This is a genomic window from Ornithinibacillus halotolerans, from assembly GCF_014637405.1.
In the GTDB taxonomy this organism is placed as follows: domain Bacteria; phylum Bacillota; class Bacilli; order Bacillales; family Amphibacillaceae; genus Ornithinibacillus; species Ornithinibacillus halotolerans.
The window spans coordinates 148,422-171,666 of sequence record NZ_BMEY01000003.1 but is presented as its reverse complement, the minus strand read 5'-3'; the positions used below and the strand labels follow the sequence as shown (position 1 = coordinate 171,666).

The 23,245-nt window shown below is 34.9% G+C and carries 19 protein-coding genes; 4 read left to right on the top strand and 15 right to left on the bottom strand.

Going from position 1 to position 23,245, the window contains the following annotated elements:
• Nucleotides 1–37 precede the first annotated feature (37 nt).
• From IEV35_RS04000 to IEV35_RS03975, 6 genes are all read right to left on the bottom strand, one after another.
• Nucleotides 38–1,054, bottom strand: a complete 1,017-nt coding sequence (locus IEV35_RS04000) for a LacI family DNA-binding transcriptional regulator (protein ID WP_308419763.1) — start codon at nt 1,052–1,054, stop codon at nt 38–40.
• Nucleotides 1,055–1,209: 155 nt separating this feature from the next.
• Nucleotides 1,210–2,877: a glycoside hydrolase family 13 protein gene (locus IEV35_RS03995; RefSeq protein ID WP_188383413.1), complete on the bottom strand. Its 1,668-nt coding sequence runs from the start codon at nt 2,875–2,877 to the stop codon at nt 1,210–1,212.
• Nucleotides 2,878–3,045: 168 nt separating this feature from the next.
• Nucleotides 3,046–3,885, bottom strand: a complete 840-nt coding sequence (locus IEV35_RS03990) for a DUF1189 family protein (RefSeq protein ID WP_188383412.1) — start codon at nt 3,883–3,885, stop codon at nt 3,046–3,048.
• 64 nt (nt 3,886–3,949) lie between these two features.
• Nucleotides 3,950–4,801, bottom strand: coding sequence for a sugar ABC transporter permease (locus IEV35_RS03985; RefSeq protein ID WP_188383411.1), 852 nt, complete (start codon nt 4,799–4,801; stop codon nt 3,950–3,952).
• 2 nt (nt 4,802–4,803) lie between these two features.
• Complete coding sequence (locus IEV35_RS03980; RefSeq protein ID WP_188383410.1) at nt 4,804–6,108, bottom strand: sugar ABC transporter permease; 1,305 nt, start codon at nt 6,106–6,108, stop codon at nt 4,804–4,806.
• Between the two features lie 67 nt (nt 6,109–6,175).
• Nucleotides 6,176–7,441 (bottom strand): extracellular solute-binding protein, encoded by a 1,266-nt coding sequence (locus tag IEV35_RS03975; RefSeq protein WP_188383409.1) that lies wholly within the window; start codon nt 7,439–7,441, stop codon nt 6,176–6,178.
• Between the two features lie 388 nt (nt 7,442–7,829).
• Between IEV35_RS03975 and IEV35_RS03970 the strand changes: the two genes are divergently transcribed.
• The gene (locus tag IEV35_RS03970; RefSeq protein ID WP_188383408.1) at nt 7,830–9,587 is read left to right on the top strand and encodes a glycoside hydrolase family 13 protein; all 1,758 of its coding nucleotides are present in this window, start codon (nt 7,830–7,832) and stop codon (nt 9,585–9,587) included.
• Nucleotides 9,588–9,624: 37 nt separating this feature from the next.
• On the opposite strand, the gene IEV35_RS03965 is transcribed toward IEV35_RS03970, so the two are convergent.
• Together IEV35_RS03965 and IEV35_RS03960 are read right to left on the bottom strand one after the other, a co-directional pair.
• The gene (locus IEV35_RS03965; RefSeq protein WP_188383407.1) at nt 9,625–10,395 is read right to left on the bottom strand and encodes an acyl-[acyl-carrier-protein] thioesterase; all 771 of its coding nucleotides are present in this window, start codon (nt 10,393–10,395) and stop codon (nt 9,625–9,627) included.
• A 595-nt stretch (nt 10,396–10,990) separates the two neighbouring features.
• Nucleotides 10,991–12,487, bottom strand: a complete 1,497-nt coding sequence (locus IEV35_RS03960) for a peptide MFS transporter (protein WP_188383406.1) — start codon at nt 12,485–12,487, stop codon at nt 10,991–10,993.
• A gap of 317 nt (nt 12,488–12,804) precedes the next feature.
• Between IEV35_RS03960 and IEV35_RS03955 the strand changes: the two genes are divergently transcribed.
• Entirely contained in the window at nt 12,805–13,809 is a 1,005-nt protein-coding gene (locus IEV35_RS03955; RefSeq protein ID WP_188383405.1) for a tetratricopeptide repeat protein, read from the top strand.
• Nucleotides 13,810–13,855: 46 nt separating this feature from the next.
• On the opposite strand, the gene IEV35_RS03950 is transcribed toward IEV35_RS03955, so the two are convergent.
• Both IEV35_RS03950 and IEV35_RS03945 read right to left on the bottom strand, forming a co-directional pair.
• Complete coding sequence (locus IEV35_RS03950) at nt 13,856–14,974, bottom strand: DUF4179 domain-containing protein (protein WP_188383404.1); 1,119 nt, start codon at nt 14,972–14,974, stop codon at nt 13,856–13,858.
• A complete protein-coding gene (locus tag IEV35_RS03945) occupies nt 14,958–15,524 on the bottom strand; it encodes a sigma-70 family RNA polymerase sigma factor (RefSeq protein WP_188383403.1) in 567 nt (188 codons plus the stop codon). Before IEV35_RS03945 ends, IEV35_RS03950 begins: the two co-directional genes overlap by 17 nt.
• 235 nt (nt 15,525–15,759) lie before the next feature.
• On the opposite strand from IEV35_RS03945, the gene IEV35_RS03940 reads away from it, so the two are divergent.
• The gene (locus IEV35_RS03940; RefSeq protein ID WP_188383402.1) at nt 15,760–16,122 is read left to right on the top strand and encodes a hypothetical protein; all 363 of its coding nucleotides are present in this window, start codon (nt 15,760–15,762) and stop codon (nt 16,120–16,122) included.
• A gap of 272 nt (nt 16,123–16,394) precedes the next feature.
• Here IEV35_RS03940 and IEV35_RS03935 read toward each other — a convergent pair whose 3' ends face one another.
• Entirely contained in the window at nt 16,395–17,162 is a 768-nt protein-coding gene (locus IEV35_RS03935) for a SurA N-terminal domain-containing protein (RefSeq protein ID WP_188383401.1), read from the bottom strand.
• A 279-nt stretch (nt 17,163–17,441) separates the two neighbouring features.
• Nucleotides 17,442–17,795, bottom strand: coding sequence for an SNARE domain-containing protein (locus IEV35_RS03930; RefSeq protein WP_229740636.1), 354 nt, complete (start codon nt 17,793–17,795; stop codon nt 17,442–17,444).
• Nucleotides 17,796–17,914: 119 nt separating this feature from the next.
• Between IEV35_RS03930 and IEV35_RS03925 the strand changes: the two genes are divergently transcribed.
• Nucleotides 17,915–19,972: a thioredoxin domain-containing protein gene (locus tag IEV35_RS03925; protein WP_188383399.1), complete on the top strand. Its 2,058-nt coding sequence runs from the start codon at nt 17,915–17,917 to the stop codon at nt 19,970–19,972.
• 40 nt (nt 19,973–20,012) lie between these two features.
• Here IEV35_RS03925 and IEV35_RS03920 read toward each other — a convergent pair whose 3' ends face one another.
• Genes IEV35_RS03920 through IEV35_RS03910 form a run of 3 tightly spaced genes read right to left on the bottom strand, consistent with a single transcriptional unit; the run spans nt 20,013 to nt 22,897 of the window.
• Entirely contained in the window at nt 20,013–21,749 is a 1,737-nt protein-coding gene (locus IEV35_RS03920) for a hypothetical protein (RefSeq protein ID WP_188383398.1), read from the bottom strand.
• A gap of 32 nt (nt 21,750–21,781) precedes the next feature.
• Nucleotides 21,782–22,255, bottom strand: a complete 474-nt coding sequence (locus tag IEV35_RS03915; protein ID WP_188383397.1) for a DUF6114 domain-containing protein — start codon at nt 22,253–22,255, stop codon at nt 21,782–21,784.
• A gap of 27 nt (nt 22,256–22,282) precedes the next feature.
• Entirely contained in the window at nt 22,283–22,897 is a 615-nt protein-coding gene (locus tag IEV35_RS03910) for a DUF6230 family protein (RefSeq protein ID WP_188383396.1), read from the bottom strand.
• Nucleotides 22,898–23,245: the final 348 nt, after the last annotated feature.

The window sequence follows — 23,245 nt, the reverse complement described above, 5'->3', positions numbered from 1 at the left end:
GTTTACTAATACAAAAAAAGAAGCCCTAAGGCTCCTTTCAACATTTACTTACTGAATCTCGATATACAATTTTATAAGGGATAATAATCCGTTTCGTTGGTTCATTTTTATTCTGCGTTTTTTCAATTAACGCTTTTGCAGACTGAGCACCTAATTCATAGATTTGAATATCTACCGTCGTCAGTGCCGGTCTAGTAATCTCTGATAAGTATACATTATTAAAACTAACTAGTGAGATATCTTGAGGTACACGAATCCCGTATTCCTCAAGCATGCTTAATATACCGAGACTAATAAGGTCATCACTCACCACTAATCCCGTCGGTAAAGTGTCTAATGACATGAGATGTTCTACCGCTTCTCGACCACCAGATTTTAGAAATTCTGTGTGGATTTTATACTCTTCACGATGTTCTATACCGGCTTCATCCAAAGCAGCTAAATAACCATTTTCACGATCACGTGTTACAAACAAATCCCGCGAACCACCAATAAATCCGATTCGACTATGTCCCATATTAATTAAATGATTAGTAATCTCTTTACCAGCTTTAAAGTTATCATTATCTACATGCGAGATTTCAGTTTCATAATCATATGGCTTTCCAACAATAATAAATGGGAAATCTTGTTCTCTTAGGAAATCAGTTACTTTATCGTTGATACGAGAGTAAAGAAGAATAACTCCACTAACATAACTCCCATACACTAAACGCTGTACTTCCTTAAAAATCTCTTCCTCTGTTTCACCAGTGGATAGATACATTGAATATTGCGCATCATGGATAACAGAGCCAATCCCACGTAAAATCTCTGGAAAAAATGGATTTTGTAAGGCGGTGTTTGTAGAAGATGGCATAATTACTCCAACCGCTTTTGTCGACTTGGCAACTAGATTTCTAGCATTTACATTCGGATGATAACCTAGTTCTTTCATTGCTTTTCGGACTTTTTTCTTCGTTTCTTCACTAATCCTAGGATTGTTTGCAATCACACGGGATACAGTAGAGGGGGAAACCCCACTAATCTTCGCTACATCTTTTATCGTTACCATAATCCCACCTCTACTTTACTTGAATTGTGTAATATTTGATATTTATAGTTGCATTCGCTTTAGAGTTATCTATGACTATTTTACCAGCACATTAATTAGTTTGAAATATTCACTATTATCATTAGATACATTTTCCATATGAAAAACTAGTACATTTATGAACGAGTACTATTAGTTAATCGATACACCCGAGCTTCATACGAATTTAATTTATTTTCTTCATAACTTTCGTAGTTGCTAAGCAGCAATTCCTTACTTAAAATATTTAATTCTTCTGGAAGTGAAAACTGTGCTTCTTTTGCAAACAGATTCGTCACAATTAAGAATATCTCATCACCGAGCTTTCTTGTATATGCATAAATCTGCTCGTGGTCTTCCATCGTAATATCATAGCTACCATATACAAGAACATCCGATTCTTTACGTAGTTGTATAAGCTTTTTATAATAATGATAGATAGAATGTGGATTCTTCATTTCTGCTTCTACATTAATTTCCGTATAATTCGGATTAACTTTCATCCACGGATTACCTGTACTAAATCCAGCATTTTTCTCTGTTGACCATTGCATTGGTGTTCTAGAATTGTCCCGACCTGTCTTCCAAATTACTTCCATAATTTCTTCAACTGGTGTTCCCTTTTCTAGTTCATTATAATAATAATTTCTCATTCCAACGTCATCATAATCTTCAATAGAAGGAAATTGAACATTCGTCATTCCAATTTCTTGCCCTTGATAAATAAATGGTGTTCCATGCATTAAAAAGTACATCGTTGCTAATGCTTTAGCAGATTCAACACGATATTCTTTATCATTTCCCCAAGTGGAAACAGATCGTGGTTGGTCATGGTTTTCTAAGAATAATGCATTCCAGCCAATACCATTTAATCCCTTTTGCCACTTCGTCAATGTCTTTTTCAATGCTGGTAAATCAATACCTGTTTCTTTCTCTTTTCTCCAAAGACCTAAATGTTCAAATTGGAAAATCATATTGAACTTGCCATTCTGTTCTCCAACCCATTCATCAGCTTGTTCTAGGCTAACACCATTTGCTTCTCCTACTGTCATAATGTCATATTTCGCAAATGTATTTTGTTTTAATTCCTCAAGGAAGACATGGATTCCATCACGATTCATATGTCCCTCATAAGATGGAACATATTTCAAATTGTCCGGATTTGGCATGTCTGGAAAACCAGGAACTTTTTTGATATGAGAAATTGCATCTACACGGAACCCATCTATTCCTTTATCAAGCCACCAGTTAACCATTTTGTACAAGTCATGACGTACATCAGGATTTTCCCAGTTTAGATCTGGTTGTTTACTAGAAAAAACGTGCATAAAGTATTCATTCGTTTTCTCGTCATATTTCCATGCGGAACCACCAAAGATGGATTCCCAATTATTTGGTTCTTTCCCATCTTTTCCTGGATGCCAAATATAGTAATCTCTGTACGGATTATCTTTTGATTTACGAGATTCAATAAACCATGGATGTTCATCTGATGTATGATTAATAACTAAATCCATTATTAATTTCATACCTCGACGATGTACTTCAGCAAGAAGGACATCGAAATCTTCCATTGTTCCAAACTCATCCATAATATCTTGGTAATCACTAATATCATAGCCATTATCATCATTAGGAGATTTATAGACTGGACTCAGCCAAATTACATCTATTCCTAATTCTTTTAAGTAGTCTAATTTGGAGATGACACCTTGAATATCGCCAATACCATCTCCATTGGAATCCATGAAACTACGCGGATAAACTTGGTAAGCTACTGCTTCTTTCCACCATACTTTGTTCATAATAACTCTCCTTGTTCATCATTTCTTGCTGCCTAGTAAGGGAAGATGGGACAATACTAAAGGTAAAACCGAACATTGAATTTTAATGCATCTAACCCGCCCCGGATATTGTTCGTTATTTACTACCTCTAATTGAGTTATGTCCCATTCTCATCGTCCAGTTCCTATCTATCTCTTATTTCCCTGTTTATCGTCAACATTGGTCAGCTCTTCGACAATGTCATCACTGAACCGTGTTTTCATAAATATGAGTAGTAACATCATAATAAAGCCAAACGTTTGTATCATAATCATCGTTATAATATTGAACTGGATTATGCCTAGTAACATAGCAATTAGAGTAGGTAAGCCAAGTGCATTTAAAACTAAATTAACGGATTCTTTATACGTTCGAATCGTAGAAACTTGTCCTCTCTTCGTAAGGAGGACAAATAAAGCAGAACCTAAACTAATAACGACAAGACTGACAAATAATAGAATCGATAATGAGAAAAGCAAGCTCCCTACAATAAAGCTTTTATTTTGTATAAACCACTGACGAGATAATTCTTTTTTCATCTCTTCAACAGTAGCTACATCTTCAATAGAAAAGTCTGTCGTATAAGCTACTCTTGCAACTGGATTATCATTTTCCTTAATAATTAACTTCTTTTGTTGAAGTAAAAGTGCATTTTCTGCTTGCAACGCGGTTTTCTCTTCAGAGTCCGATAAATTTCCCCCAACTATACCATTCTCCGTTTCCATATAGAAACTGTCTGGTAATGTTAATGTTCCTTGTGAATATTCCACACCTTCCAGTTCCTGTAATACTGATTCATCTACCAATGCAAATGCATTTGGATATGTCTCTTCTACAGGATACGACTCCAAATTGGCTAAATTTAGTGATAATGGAATCATCATTAAAGCATTCAGAAATAGTAGAACGACAATAATTTGAAACCAATTTAACTTTTTTCTACCTATAAATGCCCGTATTGGAGTAAAGATGCTTTTGAAATAGTTCATTGGAAAAATATCTGTTTTCACGTTGTTCACTTCATTTCTTATGAGATAATTTATTATATATGTGTTACCCTTTTGTACCACCAGATGTTAGTCCAGCAACAAAATGTTTTTGCAACATAAAGAATAAGATTGTAATCGGTATCGCAATTAATATCGCACCTGCCGCAAATAAAGCAACTTTTTGGTTTTGCGGATTATTAATAAAGGTTTGCAGACCAATTGCAACGGTATAATTTTCCGGTGTACGTAGTAAGAACTTCGCTAACATATATTCTCCAAATGGTGTCATAAATGCCCATAAAGATTGTACAGCGATCATCGGTTTTACTAATGGTAGTACAATCTGAGCAAAGATACGGAAATGTCCAGCACCATCCAGTTTTGCTGATTCATCTAAATCATACGGAATCGTATCGAAGTATCCTTTCATTAACCACGTATTCATCGGGATACCTCCACCGATATATAAGAACATTAAGAACCAACTTTGATCTAATGCTCCAAGTAGTAGTGCCATTACATAGAATGCAGTTAAAGCAGCTGTTGTTGGTACCATTTGAATAATTAAGAAGAACATTAAGCTTTTCTTTCTTCCGACAAAACGATATCTACTGTACGTATACCCTGCTAATGTAATAACAGTTACTTGAACAACCATCGTAACAAGTGCAATGATTAATGTGTTCATATACCAGCTACCGTAAAGTGTTTCCGTAAATAGTCTGGAAAAGTTAGCTAACGTCCACTCGGCATCAAAGTTTAGATTAAATGCTGTTACGTTACCCGCTTTAAAAGCAGAGCTTGCAGTTATCAATAATGGATAAATGATAATTACAGCTAACAAGATTAAATAAAAATACGTAAAAAATTTACTAATTATTCGGGAGGTTTTTTGAGATTTCAACATATTAGCCATCTTTAATCCTCCATTTCAAAGGCTTTCGTTTTCTTAAAGACAATTAATGAAATCATAATTACGAACAAGGAAATGAATAGTGTCACAGCAGATGCAATGGAATACTGTGGCGATGTCCCTGTTGTTAATTTATAGATCCATGAGATTAAAATATCCGTTGAACCTGCTCCAGCTCCAATACTTCCCGGTCCACCTTCATTAAATAAATAAATCATCGAGAAATTATTGAAGTTACCTGTATATTGTGTAATAAAGATTGGTGCTGCAATCGTGAAAATCGCAGGCATCGTAATATGTTTGAAGCGTTGAATTACTCCAGCACCGTCAATACGAGCTGCTTCATACTGCTCTTCTGGTATGGATTGGAGAATACCGGAAACAAGTACATATATAAACGGAAATCCTAACCAACCTTGTATTAAGATAATAGCAATTTTCGTAAAGAATGGGTCTGTCTTCCAAGGAAGACTCTGTAATTCAACGAATGGTATTAGTGCATCTATTAACGGGATTACCTGAGTATTAATGGCACCAATACTATCATTAAACATATTAGAAAAACTCATAATCGTAATGAATGCAGGTACTGCCCATGGTAAAAGAAAGATAATACCAAATACACGCTTAAACTTAATGAATTTTTGGTTTAATACAATAGCAGTAAAAATACCTATTACAATTTGAAGTGTTGTAGCTGCTAATGTCCAAATCACTGTCCAGCCAAATACAGCAAAGAATGTATCACGGTAAGAACTTAAAAAGAATATATTACTAAAGTTCTCAAATCCTACCCAGTCAATTAACTTTGCAGGTGGTATATGATAAAAATCGTAATTAGTAAAAGCAATAAAGATTGTTACTAATACAGGAAAAACGATAGCAAACAGCATAGCTACATATGCTGGAATCGTAAATAAATATGGAAAACCACGATCAACCATATTGAGTAGAACGGATTTTAATGAGGTATTTACTTTTTTACCTTCCGCCCATAATCTAGCAACTTTTCTAGCATCATTCAAATTAATCACGTAAAAAAGTATAAATAATAGAAGAATTAGTAGTTGCAAGGAACCTTCAATAAGAATAAATAATGAATGGTCTGCACCAGGGGTACTTCCAAGTGTAATTAAACCATTTAATGCTCCAATACCAAAATTAAACATTTCAATAATAAACAAAGCAAAAATAATAAGAAATGCAATTCCTTTGAATAGCTGCTTATTATAGATTTGGCCTAAACCTGGAATAATAGAGAGTAATATTGCTGTTCTTATCCGTTTTTTGCCTGTTTCTACATATTCCACTGTACTCACTCCCTTAATAAAGAAACTGAGGCAGAGAATGTATCTCTGCCAAAGTTCAACTTACCTCTTAGTATTTTTGAGAGATATTTTCTGTAATAACTTCCACTGCGTCATTTGCAGATTCTTCTGCTGTTTTATTTCCAGAAGCAGCATCGAACATTAGTGTTTCAGCACCTGTCCATACTTCTGCCATTTCAGGAATGCTAGGCATAGGAATTGCTTCGTTATATTGGTTAATAACAGCAGCAGTTAATTCATCTCCTGCTTCTGAAACTACAACACGTGTCGCTTGGTTAGCAGGAACTTCCCCTTTATCTTCATAAAGCTTTTGTTGATTTTCTTCGTTTGTTACAAAGTCTAACCATTTTTGTGCAGCTTCTTTATCTTTCGCATAATTACTTGCGATCCACGCTTTACCACCAGCAAATGGTTGGTACTCTTCACCATTTGGTAATGAAGGAATCATAGAAACACCGTAATTTATACCAGATGCATTAAAGTCTGATGCAGACCATGGGCCTCCGATAATTGCAGCAGCTTTACCTGTCGTAAACTGTTCGTTAATGAAGTTACCTGCAGTTGTAGCATCTAGCATCCCTTGTGGCCATCTATTAAACCATTCAGTCGCATATTCAATACCTTCGATAGCACCTTCCGTGTTTAGACCAACATCAGATGGGTCTGAACCATTCTCGCCGAATACATATCCACCATAAGCAGAAAGTAATCCGTACGTGCTATAGAAATCTAACCAGTTTGCAAGGAATGCTGTAGTTCTTCCTTGTTCTGAAGTAAATGCAAAACGATCATCTTCAGCTAATGCTTCTAAATCAGCAAAAGTTTCTGGAGCTTGATCAATTAAATCTTTATTGTAATAAAGAATTAGAGCTTCAATTACAAATGGCGCACCATATGTTTTACCATCAATTGTTACTTGTTGTTTGTCTAAGTCATCATAACGCCCATCATCTGGGAATGTATACTCAGCAAGATGTCCTTGTTGACCTAAGTTTCCAACTCTATCATATGGAGCAATTAGCACGTCTGGAGCAATTCCAGCTGGTCCATCTAATGGAAGTGCTTCAAGTGATTCAAATAAATCTCTTTCTGTAACAGTTACTTTAATACCAGTTTCTTCTTCAAACTTAGGGACGATTGATTTAACATAGTCAATGTATCCAGCTTCTACACCAATTTCTAATGTACCAGCAGCTTTATCGCCACCATCACTAGACTTTCCGTCATTGTTGTTATTATCGCCACCACATGCTGCTAAAACAAGTAAGCTACCTAGCATTGCAATAAAGATAAGCTTTTTCCAATTAAATTTCATTTCTTTCCCCCTCTTTCGTTTTAGTTAGTAACTAACTAAACTTGTTTTTTTGTAATACGATGAATCTACCTATCTTGTAAGGATTACCTAATTGCCCCTAAATTTAGTTTGCTAGTTTTCATCGTTTTTGTGAAAACGTTTGCGCAACCTTACAATCAGATTGTACCTCTTTTTCAAAATTTGTGCAATCGTTTTCATAGATTATTTTAATTTTTATTCATTTGACACCTCTTTTCTCTTTCCCTGTATGAAGTGTTTTTTAATGTTGACTTTATAAAACGCTTACAGTAAATTTAAAGTATAAATAAAGGGCAATGCTTTGTTTCTATACAACAACCCCGTTTACTTTTTGTAGACGGGGTTTACTTTATGCTAAAGGAGAATGAAGATGATAAAAGAGGCTATTTTCCATAGACCAACTAATAACTATGCTTACGCATATGATAAAGACACACTCCACATTATGTTACAAACAAAGAAAGACGATGTAACATCTGTTTCCCTAATCTATGGAGATCCATATGATTGGGTAGATGAAAAATGGCAAACTGAGAACAAATTAATGACTAAATCTGGCTCAACTTCCCTCTATGATTATTGGACAATTGCAGTGAATCCAGAATTTCACCGGATGCGTTATGCATTTGAATGTTCTGATTCTGTGCAAACGTTATACTACACAGAAGGTGGAATTTTCCAAACTCCGCCTTCAGAGATTTCGAACTACTTCTGCTTTCCATATTTGAATTCAATTGATGTATTTAATGCACCTGACTGGGTAAAAGATGTTGTCTGGTATCAAATCTTCCCAGAACGATTTGGAAATGGGGACCCTTCCATTAATCCTGAAGGAACTCTCCCATGGGGAAGTACCGATCCTACACCTTCCAACTTCTTTGGTGGAGACTTTCAAGGAGTCATCGATCATTTAGATCATCTCACAGAATTAGGGATTGGTGGAATCTACTTTACTCCTATTTTTAAGGCTTATTCAAATCATAAATACGACACCATCGATTATATGGAGATTGACCCACAATTCGGAGATAAAGAAACATTTCGTCGGTTAGTCCAAGAATGTCATAAGCGTGGAATTCGTGTGATGTTAGATGCAGTTTTTAATCATAGTGGGTTTTATTTCCCGGCTTTTCAAGATGTTCTTAAGAACCAAGAAAACTCTAATTATAAAGATTGGTTCCACCTTTGGGATTTCCCTGTTGAAACAGAACCAAAGCCAAATTATGATGCGTTTGGGTTTGTATCATCGATGCCGAAATTAAACACAGAAAACCCGGAAGTAAAACAATATTTATTAGATGTTGCACGGTATTGGATTGAAGAATTTGATATCGACGGTTGGCGTTTAGATGTTGCCAATGAAGTAGACCATGCATTTTGGAGAGACTTTCGAAGGGTTGTAAAGAGTGTTAAACCAGATGCATATATATTAGGGGAAATTTGGCATGATTCGATGCCTTGGTTATTAGGAGATCAATTTGATGCGGTGATGAATTATCCGTTTACGAATAGTGCCATTGATTTCCTTGCAAAGAAGAGTATTCCTGCACAGGAATTTGCTGATTCAATTACGAAGGTACTCCATATGTACCCTAAAAATGTAAACGAAGTTGCGTTCAACTTATTAGATAGCCATGATACGCCACGTATTTTAACATTAGCTAATGGCAATCAGGATCGGGTCAAACTACTATATCTATTCCAATTAAGCTTTATCGGCTCACCTTGTATTTATTATGGGGATGAAATTGGAATGGCAGGTGGCCAGGATCCAGGTTGTCGAGCTTGTATGGAATGGAATGAAGATAAGCAGGATAGAGAGTTATTTAACTATGTAAAAACATTATTACATTGGCGTAAAACAGAGCCCGTCTTTGGTAACCATTCTAATTTTAAATTTATTCATGTAGATAATGAAAAAGATTATGTAGTTTATGAGAAATTCAATGCCGATAAACGTTTACTATTTATTATCAATAATAGTGAAGAAGAGATTGAAGTACCGAGCAATGTGTTTGCAAATACTCCTCAGAAAGAATGGGAAATAGATAATGGAACTAAGAAAGAATTTGTTACTGACTCTACTGTAACTGTTCAACCACTGGGGTATCGTGTGTTTGAGTTGTAAAAAGGTAAGTGTTTTTTTGAAAAAGGAATAGGACTGGCTAGTTGCCGCTCCTATTCCTTTTTATTTTTCTCTCAATATTCACTTTCGCACGAAAAACTACTTTGTGATCAGCTTCTCGATATCCTTCAACAAACACTAGGTTACTATCGATACTTTTCTTGAGAACTAAAGTATCTCCAGGTAGTGCTTCGTTTAAATAGTTAACTTCAATGGATTTTGTATTGTACTGTTTTATCTCTTCTAGTTGAAAACAGTCCATTATATAATCCACATAGCGTGAATTATTTAAATGACCATTAAAATCAATATCACTATAGCCAATTTTTTTATAGTAAGCTATCTCTATATTTTCTGCTGCCTTTAACTTTTTTAATTCCACATCAATTGCTTTCTCTTCTATTAATTCTGGATAGGTTAAATTAATGGCATCACTCCGTTTTAATCGGCGTTTTTTCAAATCCATGATGACCCAAACGGATACAGCACGCGCAATAATATTACCACTACTATCTCTGACAATAAAATCACGTTCAAATTCTAGTTTTCCTGGTTGCAGTGGCCATGTTTCAATTTGGAGTTCTTCTCCTAATTGTGGAGTTCTGATTACATCCACTCGAATTCGCATTAACACAAAAGCAACGCCATACTTCTCTAATAGATCATTAATTCCTACACCTAAATTTTCTGCTGCTAGATTAGCTATATCTTGAAAATAATTAAATAAAGCACTAAGTTTTAATTCCTTTTTAAAATCTACATCACTCAGTTCAATCGGATAGGTCTTTTCATATTTCGTTGTTGGTTGCATATGCTTCTCTCCTAATCGAAATTAGTCTCCTACTTATCATACTATGAATTTTTGCTCGTGAAGAAGTAATATCAACTTCATTTCATACTCTTTTTACTCCAAAATCAACTCGAGACGCTCTATCAACTTCATTTCATGCACTTTCCATTCCAAAATCAACTTGAGATGCTCTCTCAACTTCATTTCATCCACTTTTTATTCTCAAATCATCTCGATGCTTTATCAACTCTATTTCATGCACTTTCCATTCCAAAATCAACTCGAGATGCTCTCTCAACTTCATTTCATGCACTTTTAATTACAAAATCAACTTGAGATGCTTTTTCAACTTCATTTCATGCACTTTTTATTACAAAATCAACTCGAGATGCTCTTTCAACTTCATTTCATACTCTTTTTACTCCAAAATCAACTCGAGACGCTCTATCAACTTCATTTCATGCACTTTTTATTTCAAAATCAACTTGAGACGCTATATCAACTTCATTTCATCCACTTTTTATTCCAAAATCAACTTGAGAATAGCATTTCCAATAAAAAAAGCTGACCCACAAATCTGATAAATACAGATCCATGAGTCAGCTCCAGCATTAGCTTAGTTCAAGCCTTGCATAAACTCTTTTAATTTTGGTGAGAAGATGAATAATAAAATTCCTAGTACGATTGCTACTCCACCTATAATACCAAAGTAAGCAATCTCTGTTTCTGGTGTGTAGAAACGGACAACTTGTGCGTTGATTGCTTGTGCAGATGAGTTGGATAGATTCCATAAACTCATCATTTGTGCTGCGAATGCAGCTGGTGCTAATTTAGTTGAAGCAGATAATCCTACTGGAGAAATTAGTAATTCTCCCATAACGATTAAGAAGAAACATAATACTAACCATAATGGACTTACTAACGTACCAGCACCACCATTTAGATATGCTGGAAGCATCATCACGATAAATGCAAGACCTGCAAAGACTAGTCCACCTGAGAATTTTTGTGATACAGATGGTTGCTTGTCCCCTAATTTCGTCCATAGACCTGCAAATAAAGGAGCAAACAAAATAATAAATAATGGGTTAAGTGATTGGAACCATGATGCTTTCAGTTCAAATCCCATAAAGTTTAAGTTTGTACGTTCATTAGCAAATGTTGCTAAGATACTTGATTGTTGCTCAGCGATAGCCCAGAAAACCATAGCAGCAACAAATAATGGAATATAAGCAAGTAGACGAGATTTCTCGACTTTAGTTGTTTTAGGACTGCGGTACATGAAGATAAAGTAAGCAGTCGGAATAATAATACCTAAAATACTAATGGAGAAGATGACACGTTCTACTGTTAACCATCCGCCTGTAATGCCTAACCAACCGATAATCCCTAGTACAATTAATACAACTAAAATGATTTTTATCATACGAGATTTTTCTGGTTTTGTTAATGGATTCGGAACAATTGTACCAGCTAATCCTAAGAATTTATTACGTGTTACAACAAATACAATAAGACCAATTGCCATACCAATTGCTGCTACACCAAATCCTAAGTGGAAGCTAACTCCTTCCCCTAACGTACCAACGATATAAGGAGCAATGAAAGCACCCATGTTAATACCCATGTAGTAAATGCTGAAACCAGAATCACGACGAGGGTCTTTCATGCTGTAAAGATCCCCAACCATACCTCCAACGTTTGGCTTTAATAGCCCCGTACCGATAATAATAAAGAACATGGAAGTAAATAATCCTGGAGCGCCAAATGGTAATGCTAAAATGATGTGACCAATCATAATGAGAACTCCACCGTGGAACACAGTCCGAGCAGTACCTAATATACGGTCAGCAATCCAACCACCAATAATACCAGACATATAAACAAGCGATCCATAAATCGCCATAATAGAATTTGCTGTTGTTTGATCAATACCAAGTCCGCCGTCACTTACTTCATAGTACATATAGAATAAGAGAATGGCACGCATTCCATAATAGGAAAAACGTTCCCAGAACTCAGTAAAGAATAAGGTTGATAACCCTTTTGGATGTCCGAAAAAACCTTTCTGTGGAATTGTTTTTAATATGGCATCCTTATCATGTTTATTCATGATTTAATAGCCTCCTGATGTTTTTAAATTTCGGAAATAAACTGAAAACTCTCAAGGAGTTGACTTAAACATTTTATGAAAAATATCTACTCACGTAAAGGGTATTTAAAGAAGTAGAACTGTTCTAAAAAATGGTAAGATAATGAAAGGTTTTTATGTAAACGATTCACTAGTAATAACAATAGGAATCATATAATGAGCTATAGGTAATATTTGTAATATTAATTAAATATTTCAAGTTCTTCACTTTACATGCTAACTTTAGATAATTATGAGATAATCTTCAAAAATGATTGGTTTATGAAAGGTACAATATTATGAAACATGAAAATCTGAATACAAAGCTAGAAAAAATAGGACTTCAAGAAACTTCAACACTACTACGTAAAATACAGTCAACGGACACTTTATTAGATGATGTTGCATCTATATTAAAAGACTGCTCTTCTTACCTAAAAAATATTCGGGATGATTTGGATATTTTGCATCATCAATTAGTCAGTCTTACTGAATTTAAAGATGAAGTTAGACATATTATTATCCGAGATTTATGCAGCATTTTGGAGGAAGGACTTAATCCATCTGAGGAACTATCTCTAATCTATTTAGATGATCAGGAATTAGAAGAAGTAGTTTCCCTATACGCTGAAGCGATGAATGGGAACTTAGATAAACAATTAGAACTCGCCCATTTTTATAAATCCATTTCCAGAGATGATTGGGCTTTCGAGTGGTTCCAAATGGCTGCTGCAGGGGAAAAGGCAGATGCGCTGTATTGGCTTGGTAATTATTATTTTGTTGGTGAAGTTGTGGAACATAATCTTGAAAAAACGTATATGTACTATAAGAAAGCTGCGGAATTAGGCCATGGGGATGCAATGAATAACTATGCAGATATGTACTTGCGCGGAGAATATGTGGAAAAAGATGAAAAAAGAGCATTGGAGCTATTTAGATTAGCAGCGGATAAAGGAGTCCCTGAAGCGATGTATACACTTGGCTATATGTATGCAAATGGAGTCGGAACAAAAATGGATTTAGAAGTATCAAGAAAGTGGTTTGTACAATCCGCATTGGCTGGAGATGTTTTTGCTGCAAACCGACTTGGTCATGAAGCCGTTGAAAAAGGGGATGGCGAGGAAGCTATTTCTTGGTATCAAATGGCTGCAGATCTTGGGGATTCTTATGGTGAATTTAATCTCGGTCAATGTTATGAGAATGGAATTGGGACTGGAGTAAACATGAAACAGGCGAAATATTGGTATAAGCGAGCAGCTTTAAAAGGAGATCAACAAGCCCAGCAGAGATTAAAGGAGCTATAAAACATATCCCCGATATATAAGTAATTCGGGGATATGATTATCAGTATTATTTTTTATTTAACGGAACGACTTGAGACTCTAACTTAAATGGCCCCTTAGAAACATAAAGTTCACTAAATGTTGCTCCAGGTTCCTTCTCCTCCGCTTTAAAAAATCGAACAACTGGCGTAATCGTTAACGAAGAAGCATTTTCATCAAGCTTGGTAGTAATAGAGCGAGTAGAATGTACAAACTCATTATTTGATCCATAACCATTCCAAACCATTGTATATTCATTCCCTAAGTCATCTATTACTTCATAATCAATAACAGCATCACCATATTCATCCATATACACCCTCGTTACTTTTTGTCTGAAATAAAAGCTAGTAGCTATTGGTGTTGTTGCAATTTTATTTAATGTAACTTCCAATCCTTCATCATTCCATACGATATTTTCATACTTTTGTTGTTTGCTTTCAATGGCCGCTAACTCTAAGTTAAATTTCCAATTTCCTTTAACAGAGGTTTTGAATTTAGGATATGGAACACTTTCATCTAGGCTTCCTATTTCATTCCATTTCCAATCGACAATCAGTTCATCAGGATGTTTCCTTGCTTTTAAGTATACTTGGTAAATACCAGCATATTTATTTTCCCCCACCTTCTTAATTTGTTCAAAACCACCAGTACTACCGTCATAATCTAAGAGAAGATTATTTTCAGTCCGTGTTTTTAATCCCCATTCATGATCTGTACGTAACTCATCTCCTAGATCATGCTCACTCTCAATCGTAAATGCTAATGTGATATTTTCTTTATCATAAACGACATCAGTTATCGTTACGTTCACCCCGTTGCTTTCATAGGAACTATCTACTGGACTTGCATACTCCTCGTAATGTTCAAAAATATATTCCTCTTCATTATCCTGAAATAGATTAAATATATTTCCAATTAACGGGATGTTTGCAGCAAAAGCTGGATTTGCTACACTCATTGCAAAACATAGAATGATCAAAGTGACTGTGCTTACTACTGCCACAGACAACAATCTTGGTACTTGTTTTTTCTTCTGTTTCATCACACGCTGTTTAATACGTTCTTTTTCCATTTCACTAACATACATCGGTTCTATATTTTCGTCGATAGGTGATCTATTAAACTGCTTATACAGTTTTCTCATGGATACTTCCTCCCAAACTGAATTTACGCAACCGCTTCTTTCCACGGTAAAGGCGATTATCGACAGCTGCCTTGGTTATACCGAGGGAATCAGCAATTTCTTGATTTTGCATATTTAAAAAGTACTTCATCGTAAAAATATCACGGTCCATCTGCTCCAGCTCACTCATCATATTAAGTAATTCAATTGTATTCTCCCTTGTAAAGAACTCTTCTTCTGCTGACTTTACAGCATGGGTTGCTTCATCCATTTCCGTTGTCAAAGGAGAACGAGCTATTTTCCGTTGCATATCAATGGCTTTATACTTGGCAATTGTACAAAGCCACTTCTTAAAATCTTCACTATCCCCTTTGAATTGTCTCGCATTATCAAAAGCACCGAGAAAGGTATCACTAATGCATTCTTCAATTAGATGGGTATCTTTCTTTATGTTGATGTTGTTATATATTACTGCTTTTACAACACCGATATAAGTATCAATTACATATTCAAGTGCTGCCTCTTTTTTCTTTTTAAATTGCTTGATAAAATTATCACTTGTAATTTTCATCACCATAACTCCTTTTCTGTAAAGGCCCTTACACTATATACATCGTTCCATTTTAAAAATATTCTCAACTTTTTTTTTACAAAACTAAAAACTCTACCTTTAGTATACTAAAAATCCCCTTATGGAAGACAAGAGAGCTCAAGTAAAGCAATATCACCTCTACTATAATTTCTATATGATATAATGTGGATATGGCGCTCTGTTTTTTTACATCTTAAGAGAAAGGTTGAGAAGAATGGACTATACAAACACGTCAGAAACACTAGCTAAACAAGGAAAAAATACAGTTATTAGTATGCAAAATCTGAAACGTCTGGCACATAAGAAAAATAATGAACGAAAAGTCTTATATGAAAAGTTCCGTGCAAATGAACACTCTTTTCGGGTATATACATATATGGATGCTGCTATTGGTCAATTAGAGGAAGTTCAAGAATTTCTTAACAACTTAGCAGTATTTGGAGATAATTTTACAGGTGTTGATGTCGATTTCTCGAAAATAGTGGATAAACAAAAAGTGAATGAATCTTTCCAACAGGTAAGCACCTCATTTAATAAAATGGCACAAAAATTAGGATATGACGATGAGACAATGTAACGCTCTCTGTCATATCTTTTTCTTATAAACACAACCTCGAGAATCTACATGCTATCACTGATCGTTGCACCTACCTATTATAATAGGTCTATATACAGTAAATTAAAATTTGAACTTCTATATAGGTTTCTTGTTTGCAGAAGGTTTTTTCTCCCTATTAGAGCCTCTCTCAATTTACTATTCGTGTTTTTAAACTCCATACTTATTTAACTTAATGTATTGAGTAAGCTGAACACAAAAAAACTAGGTCCTATTCAGACCTAGTTTCTTCTTTAAAGATTTTTAGTTATATCTGCGTCCTCTTGAAGTTTCTCAACAAGTTTTTGATATGTTTCTGATTCTTTTTGTGATTTTACATGATTGATAAGATCGGCTTCCATTTCTTCAAATGAAGGAATTTCCACTTCTTCATCTTCTTTACTCACTTGTTCTAATTGAGCAACATACGTATCGTATACTTCTTGTAACTCTTCTTTCGTTGGCTCAGCATCACCAGACTCACTTGCAATTAGCTTCTCTACCTTTACTTGCATTTCAATTTCTGCTAAAACTTCTTCTTTCTCCATGCCAGCTTGTACTTTAAAGGCATCAAATAATTCATCTTGGGTTTCAAATCCATTTTGAGTAACAAGACTGTCAATTGTTTCATTTACAGCTTCCTCTGAAGCCTCAAGTCCTCTATTATCTGCTTCTTGAAGAACTAGTTTCTGTCCAATTAGAGCATCAATAATTTGCCCTTTTAATTGGTCTTGATCAACCTCTTGACCAGTAAACTGTGCTTGCATCATAACTTGTTGGAATTGAGTTTGATAAACGGATTCGAACTCTTCCTTTGATATTTCTTCACCATTAACTTCAGCAACGACATCAGGAATGTTTTCTAAATCCGGTTTAGGTGCTTCAGTTTGTTCCCCCACTTCTCCATTATTAGCATCATTCGTATTCGAGTTTTCTCCATCTGCAGAATCATTATCACTACATGCAGCCATAATGAATATAAGCATTACGACAGATATGCTTAATAACCACTTTTTACTCATCATCATTCTCCTTTTTGTTCAACGTATTGACTATTGTACCAAACTGAATCTTAATGTAAACTCCATCACTTTTTAAATCTCTGTATTATTACACACAGTTAATATCTCCATTGGTTGATATGACAGGGATACTTGACTCATAGTCGTAAGCAATTACAATTATGTGTAAAAACTATGTAAATGAGTTGTAATCCATGAAATTAATAATAAGACTATAAATTTTGGCTGGGCATAAAATAAAAAAAGACACTCATCAAGTGCTTTTCTATTATTTTTATACTAATCTTCGTAGGAAAAATCATCACTTAACACCGCATCAGGCGTCAAATCTGATTCAATACCCCTTTTAATTTGCTTTAAAAACTCTTGCCTAGTAATATTCCCTTCTTCTAAAAGATATAATGGATTTCTATCATCAAGTTCCCTAAAAGCAGAAAGATTTTTTCTTGTTCCACCAAGCATCTTGACAATAATTAATTCCAGTTCGATAATTGGCTCGTACAGATATCCTGGACCACTCCCGATTTCGTCATCAATGCCTTGTAAGGTGTTTGAAATTTCATCAAGCTTACGTTCTTTTCTATTTAAATCTTCTAAAAGTTTTACTAATTCTTCAGCTATGTCATTCATCATTTCCATTCCTTTCAATTAAATAATTATAGCCACTATAGAGGAAACAAAATGAATTGCTCGTTTCTGACTTATCAAATAGGGTAAACTAAATTTAATAAAATAGTTTAGGAGGTACTTAGATGCCTACAAATAAGAAACCCAATAGATTAATCGGTGAAAAATCACCCTATTTGCTCCAGCATGCCCATAATCCCGTTAATTGGTACCCATGGGGAGAAGAAGCATTTATAGTAGCTCGTAGAGAAAACAAACCTATCTTCCTTTCTATCGGCTACTCCACTTGCCACTGGTGTCACGTGATGGCTCATGAATCATTTGAAGATGAAGAAGTAGCCCTTATTTTAAACGAACATTATATTTCTATAAAAGTGGATCGAGAAGAGCGTCCAGATATTGACTCTATTTATATGAAAGTATGCCAGATGATGGCTGGGCATGGAGGATGGCCACTTAGTATTTTCATGACTCCGGATAAAGTACCTTTTTATGCAGGCACATATTTTCCGAAAGAAAGTAAATATGGAAGACCCGGGATAATAGAAGTATTAGAACAACTACATATAAAATATACCAAGGACCCAGAACATATAACTGACGTCACAGAAAGTGTCATGAATGCATTAGACAGTACGGTCCGCGAAAAAAGCAAGCATCGGTTATCCAAGGAAATCACTGACCAAGCATTTCAACAGCTAGGAAGAGGGTTTGATTTTACATATGGTGGTTTTGGAAAAGCACCAAAGTTCCCACAGCCGCAAAATCTAATGTTCCTCCTCAAGTACTACCATTCTACTGGGAAAATAGCTGCTCTAAAGATGGTAGAAAGCACGTTACAAAATATGGCTGCAGGTGGAATTTGGGATCATGTTGGCTATGGTTTTGCCAGATATTCCACCGATGAAAAATGGCTTGTCCCGCATTTCGAGAAAATGCTATACGATAATGCCCTACTTTTAATAGTATATACAGAATGTTATCAAATAACGAAGAAAACCTTTTATAAACGAATTGCCGAACAAATTATTGTCTTTATTGAAAGAGAAATGATGAATTCGGAAGGTGCTTTTTATTCTGCCATCGATGCAGACTCTGAAGGTGTTGAAGGAAAGTATTATGTTTGGGAAGATGAAGAAATTTATGACATCCTTGGTGAGGACTTGGGGGAAATCTATACAACAGCATACGGTATCACGCCATATGGTAACTTTGAAGGAAAAAATATACCGAATTTAATACGAGCGAATTTAGAAAGTGTTGCAGAAGAGTTTGGACTAACTACTGAAGACTTAGAAAGACAGCTGGAAACCGGCCGTAAGAAATTACTTGTAGAGCGCGAAAAACGAGTTTACCCACATGTGGATGACAAGATTCTTACTTCATGGAATGCGATGATGATTGCCAGTTTAGCAAAAGCTGGTAACGTTTTTCAAAATAAAAATTATATTATGATGGCAGAGAAAGCTATAGCATTTATTGAATCCAATCTTTTTACAAATGGAAAATTAATGGCCAGATACCGTGATGGGGAGGCAAACTTTAACGCATATTTGGATGATTATGCTTTCCTAAGCTGGGCTTATTTAGAGTTATATCAAAGTACCTTTACCTTAGATTATTTAGAAAAAGGAAAGGCTTTATTAAATGAAATGATTCATTCATTCTCGGATGAAGAAAACGGTGGCTTCTTCTTCAGTGGTAAAGAGAATGAAAAACTCATATCGAATGATAAAGAAATATACGACGGTGCAACACCATCAGGGAATAGTGTTGCCTCACTAATGCTTATCCAATATGCTTCTTTAACTGGTGAGACAATGTTTTTAGAGAAAGTAGAAGAAATGTACTTTACCTTTTTTGAAGATATAAAAAGACAACCATCTGCAGGAGCATTCTTTATGCAGAGTCTGTTACTATCCGAGAACCCGACAAAAGAAGTGGTTGTATTATATGAAGAGGACAACAGTTGGAAACAATTAAGATCATTGCTTCAAGACAAGTTTCTGCCAAACACCGTATTCCTTATCGGTAAAGATCCTACTGAGTTCAGTCAAATTGCACCCTTTGCCAAGAACTATAAAAAGTTGGAAAACAAAACTACTATCTATGTTTGTCAGAACTTTACTTGTAAGCAACCAACTACCAATATAGAAACAGCCTTTAAAAACATCATGGAATAAAAGATAAAATGCTCCCCAATGGAAAGGGAGCATTTTATTATTATCCGAATGGATTTAATAGTTTCTTAATTAGTTTCTTTAAAAAGCTATCTTTATAGGGATCGAGTAATTTTCCTGTTTCTTCATTATACACGTGTTTGATAACTTCACCCGTAAGCGGATTTATTAGTTTTCCTGTTAAAGGATTAAGTATTGGTATAATTACCTTTTCTGTAATTGGGTCAATTAGCTTTTCATTTACGGGATCTACTATCAAATCAATCACTTTCCCAGTAACAGGATCGATTAATTTTCCTGTTATCGGATCTAAAATGGGGCTGAGTACATTTTCTTCTATTGGATCAAGGATGTTCTCTTTTATCGGGTCAATAACAGGATCCAATACATCTTCTGTTACCGGGTCAAGAATATTTTCCTGGACTGGATCAAGAACTGGATCGAGCACTTTTTCTTTTACTGGATCTAAAACATTATCCTTTACAGGTTCTATAATAGGATCTAATCCAATGTCCTCGACCGGTTTTAAAACATTTTCAACATCTCCATCATCGCCTTTTTCATTACCAAGTCCAAGTTCTTCCAATAGTTCCTTTAATCCGTTTGACTCTTTTTGAAGAGTGTCTTCTTCCTGTTTCAATTCTTCAACTTTGGTAAGCAAATTATTATGCTCATTTTTCTGGTTATCAATTTTATTAATTAAATCCAACATTCTAACTTGTAAATTGGATAGTACTTCCTCTTTTTCCTCCTCTTCTTGATCGTTATTTTCTACTGAATATTCAATAGGACTACCAGCTTTTTGTAATTCAGCAAGTTCCATTAATTGGGCATACGCACCAAATTGATTCATTAACTGTTCCTTATCTTCCAGCGCTTCTTCATATTCTGCGAACTTTCTTTCAATACTAGAAATATTTGCATCGATTTCATCGATAAGAGCACTACCTGTATCTAATAATTCAATAACAGCGATAAGTTGTGTCGATATATTTTCAATTGCTAACAAGACAGATTCAAAATCAGGGAGTATTTGGTCTAATCCAAGTTCACTTAACAGTGACTCTTCTAATTTAGTAATCTCTTCATATAACCCGCTTACATATTCTTCGTTCAGTAACTCCTCTACAATAACTGTTGCTTTATCTAATAGACCTTCTAATTGTTCAGATAAATCCTCCTGCTCTTTTATTAAATCAATGATTTTCTGTAATTCTTCCTCACTATTTTCTCCATCATTAAATAGTTCTTCTAGCTGCTCGATACTAATCAGCGGATTATAGTTTGGTAATGAACCACATTCACTTAAATAACATGTGTGAATATTGGCATTTACAAGAGAGATGCTTTCGACTACCTGTTCTTCTACATTCATGACAACATTTTCCATACATATATTACCGAGTTTACTAGGTTTACATAGACCGCCAATATTAGGTAACTCATTATTTATTGTTTGGGCATTCAAATTTTTAACTGGAATTGGTCCAGGTGAAGTAATTCGCACGACAAGTGGTTCAAGACCATTTCCTCTTTCAATTACTTTTGTTATTGTTAAACCATGAATCATCCCTTCATATATTGTAATATTGCCTGTTAAAGCACCGAGAAAATCCATTGTTCCATCAACCTTAGTAGTTTCAATAATAAAACCCCCACTATTACCAGACGGATGTTGAGGATTACTTGCAAATATGTGATTAATCGGTGCAACAAGCGTGGCAACAACTAATATCACAATTAAGATTAATGGAATTCTTCTTTTTCGTTTTAATTTCATTGATTATTCCCCTCGTCTACCAATCTCTCCTTTTAGACTGCTTGATTGACCTGTTCTATCTTCTCTTGTTGTTTATTCCGCTTCCACGTATCTAAATCGATTTCTTCCTTATCCCATGCAATATTTAATGCTCCAGCGACAATGCCTAATATTGTCCCAATTAAAAATCCTCCAAGAGCTCCCATAATAGATAAAACAGATAAAAAGATCGTTGCAATTCCAAAGAAGGTTGAAAGTTGTGGATAGAAGTATTCACAAATTCCGATGATAAGTACAAGTCCGCCAAAAATAAACCCAACAAATACAAGACTACCTGGAATAAATGCTATAGCGTATAAGTGTAATGGGATATATAAAATCATCAATCCTGCTAAAATAGTCAATGTTGCTCCCCAAAAAGGACGTCGGCTTCTCCACTGTTTGAAGGAATTTCCTTCAACTACTTTTTCAAATTTTCTTTCTTGCTTCATTTGTCTTTTACGTTCTTTTCTTTCCTTTCTATTCATTAGAATCACCTTTCCTATTTGCTCGGGTTATTTCCCATTTCCAGGAAATGTCGTCATATCTGGGCCATCTATTCTTTCCGCTGAGATTTTTGCACCATCAAGACTTACGACCGTTTGGAACAAGTAGTCAGTAACAATTTTTGCATCTTTAATTTTAATTGTTGCAGCATTTTGCGACCAGTTTTGGGAGAATTCTGAGGTGTTCTTTTCTTCTATTTCTAAGTTATTAAAACTCAAATCTGCTTCAATTAAACGAGCATCATGTATGAGTCCTGTAATATTAGTTGGTCCAGTTGAGCGAACATGGAATCGAACCCAACCAATTCCAGGTAATTCAAGATCTTTATAAATATGCAAATTTGTAATGACTACTTCATCCATTTTATTTCGCACCATTGGTTCTGCATCTGAGTTTCCTGTTTCACCTACATGTGGTAAAAGTTGAAAATTAGTCCCATTTAATTCGTCAAACTCAACATAAAAATCTCCAATTCCACCAAGCGGTAGTGCAAATGCCGTTCCTGAAAATCCAAACGCAGCTATTAAACTACCAAATGCAAGAAACCCAGTTAGCAACGCAATAAGAAACTTTTTCTTCATTGTTTTTCCTACTATAATCTTTTCGTTCTCTTTCAATTTCATCACCTCAATGAAGGTATTTTGTGGAACAAATTCCTTTCCTTTTGCGTTACCAGAAATACAGACACCCCCTTGTTGATAACGCTTTCATAATAAGTAAAAAAAATAGCTACATCTCGTATTAATCATATTGTAAGTCAGAGTCTCCAAGTTTAGTACCCTACGAATATAGGCTTTTATGGTTGTTTTTATAGTACAAAATACCTCATTTTTCATAATATTAGTAAATTTCAATGGATAACCCTTTAAAATTAGGATTTATATCGTAATATATATAATAAGCAAATATTATACGATACATATTTTCCTATCCTATTCTTACTTTTTTTAATTATAAAATGATAAATAATA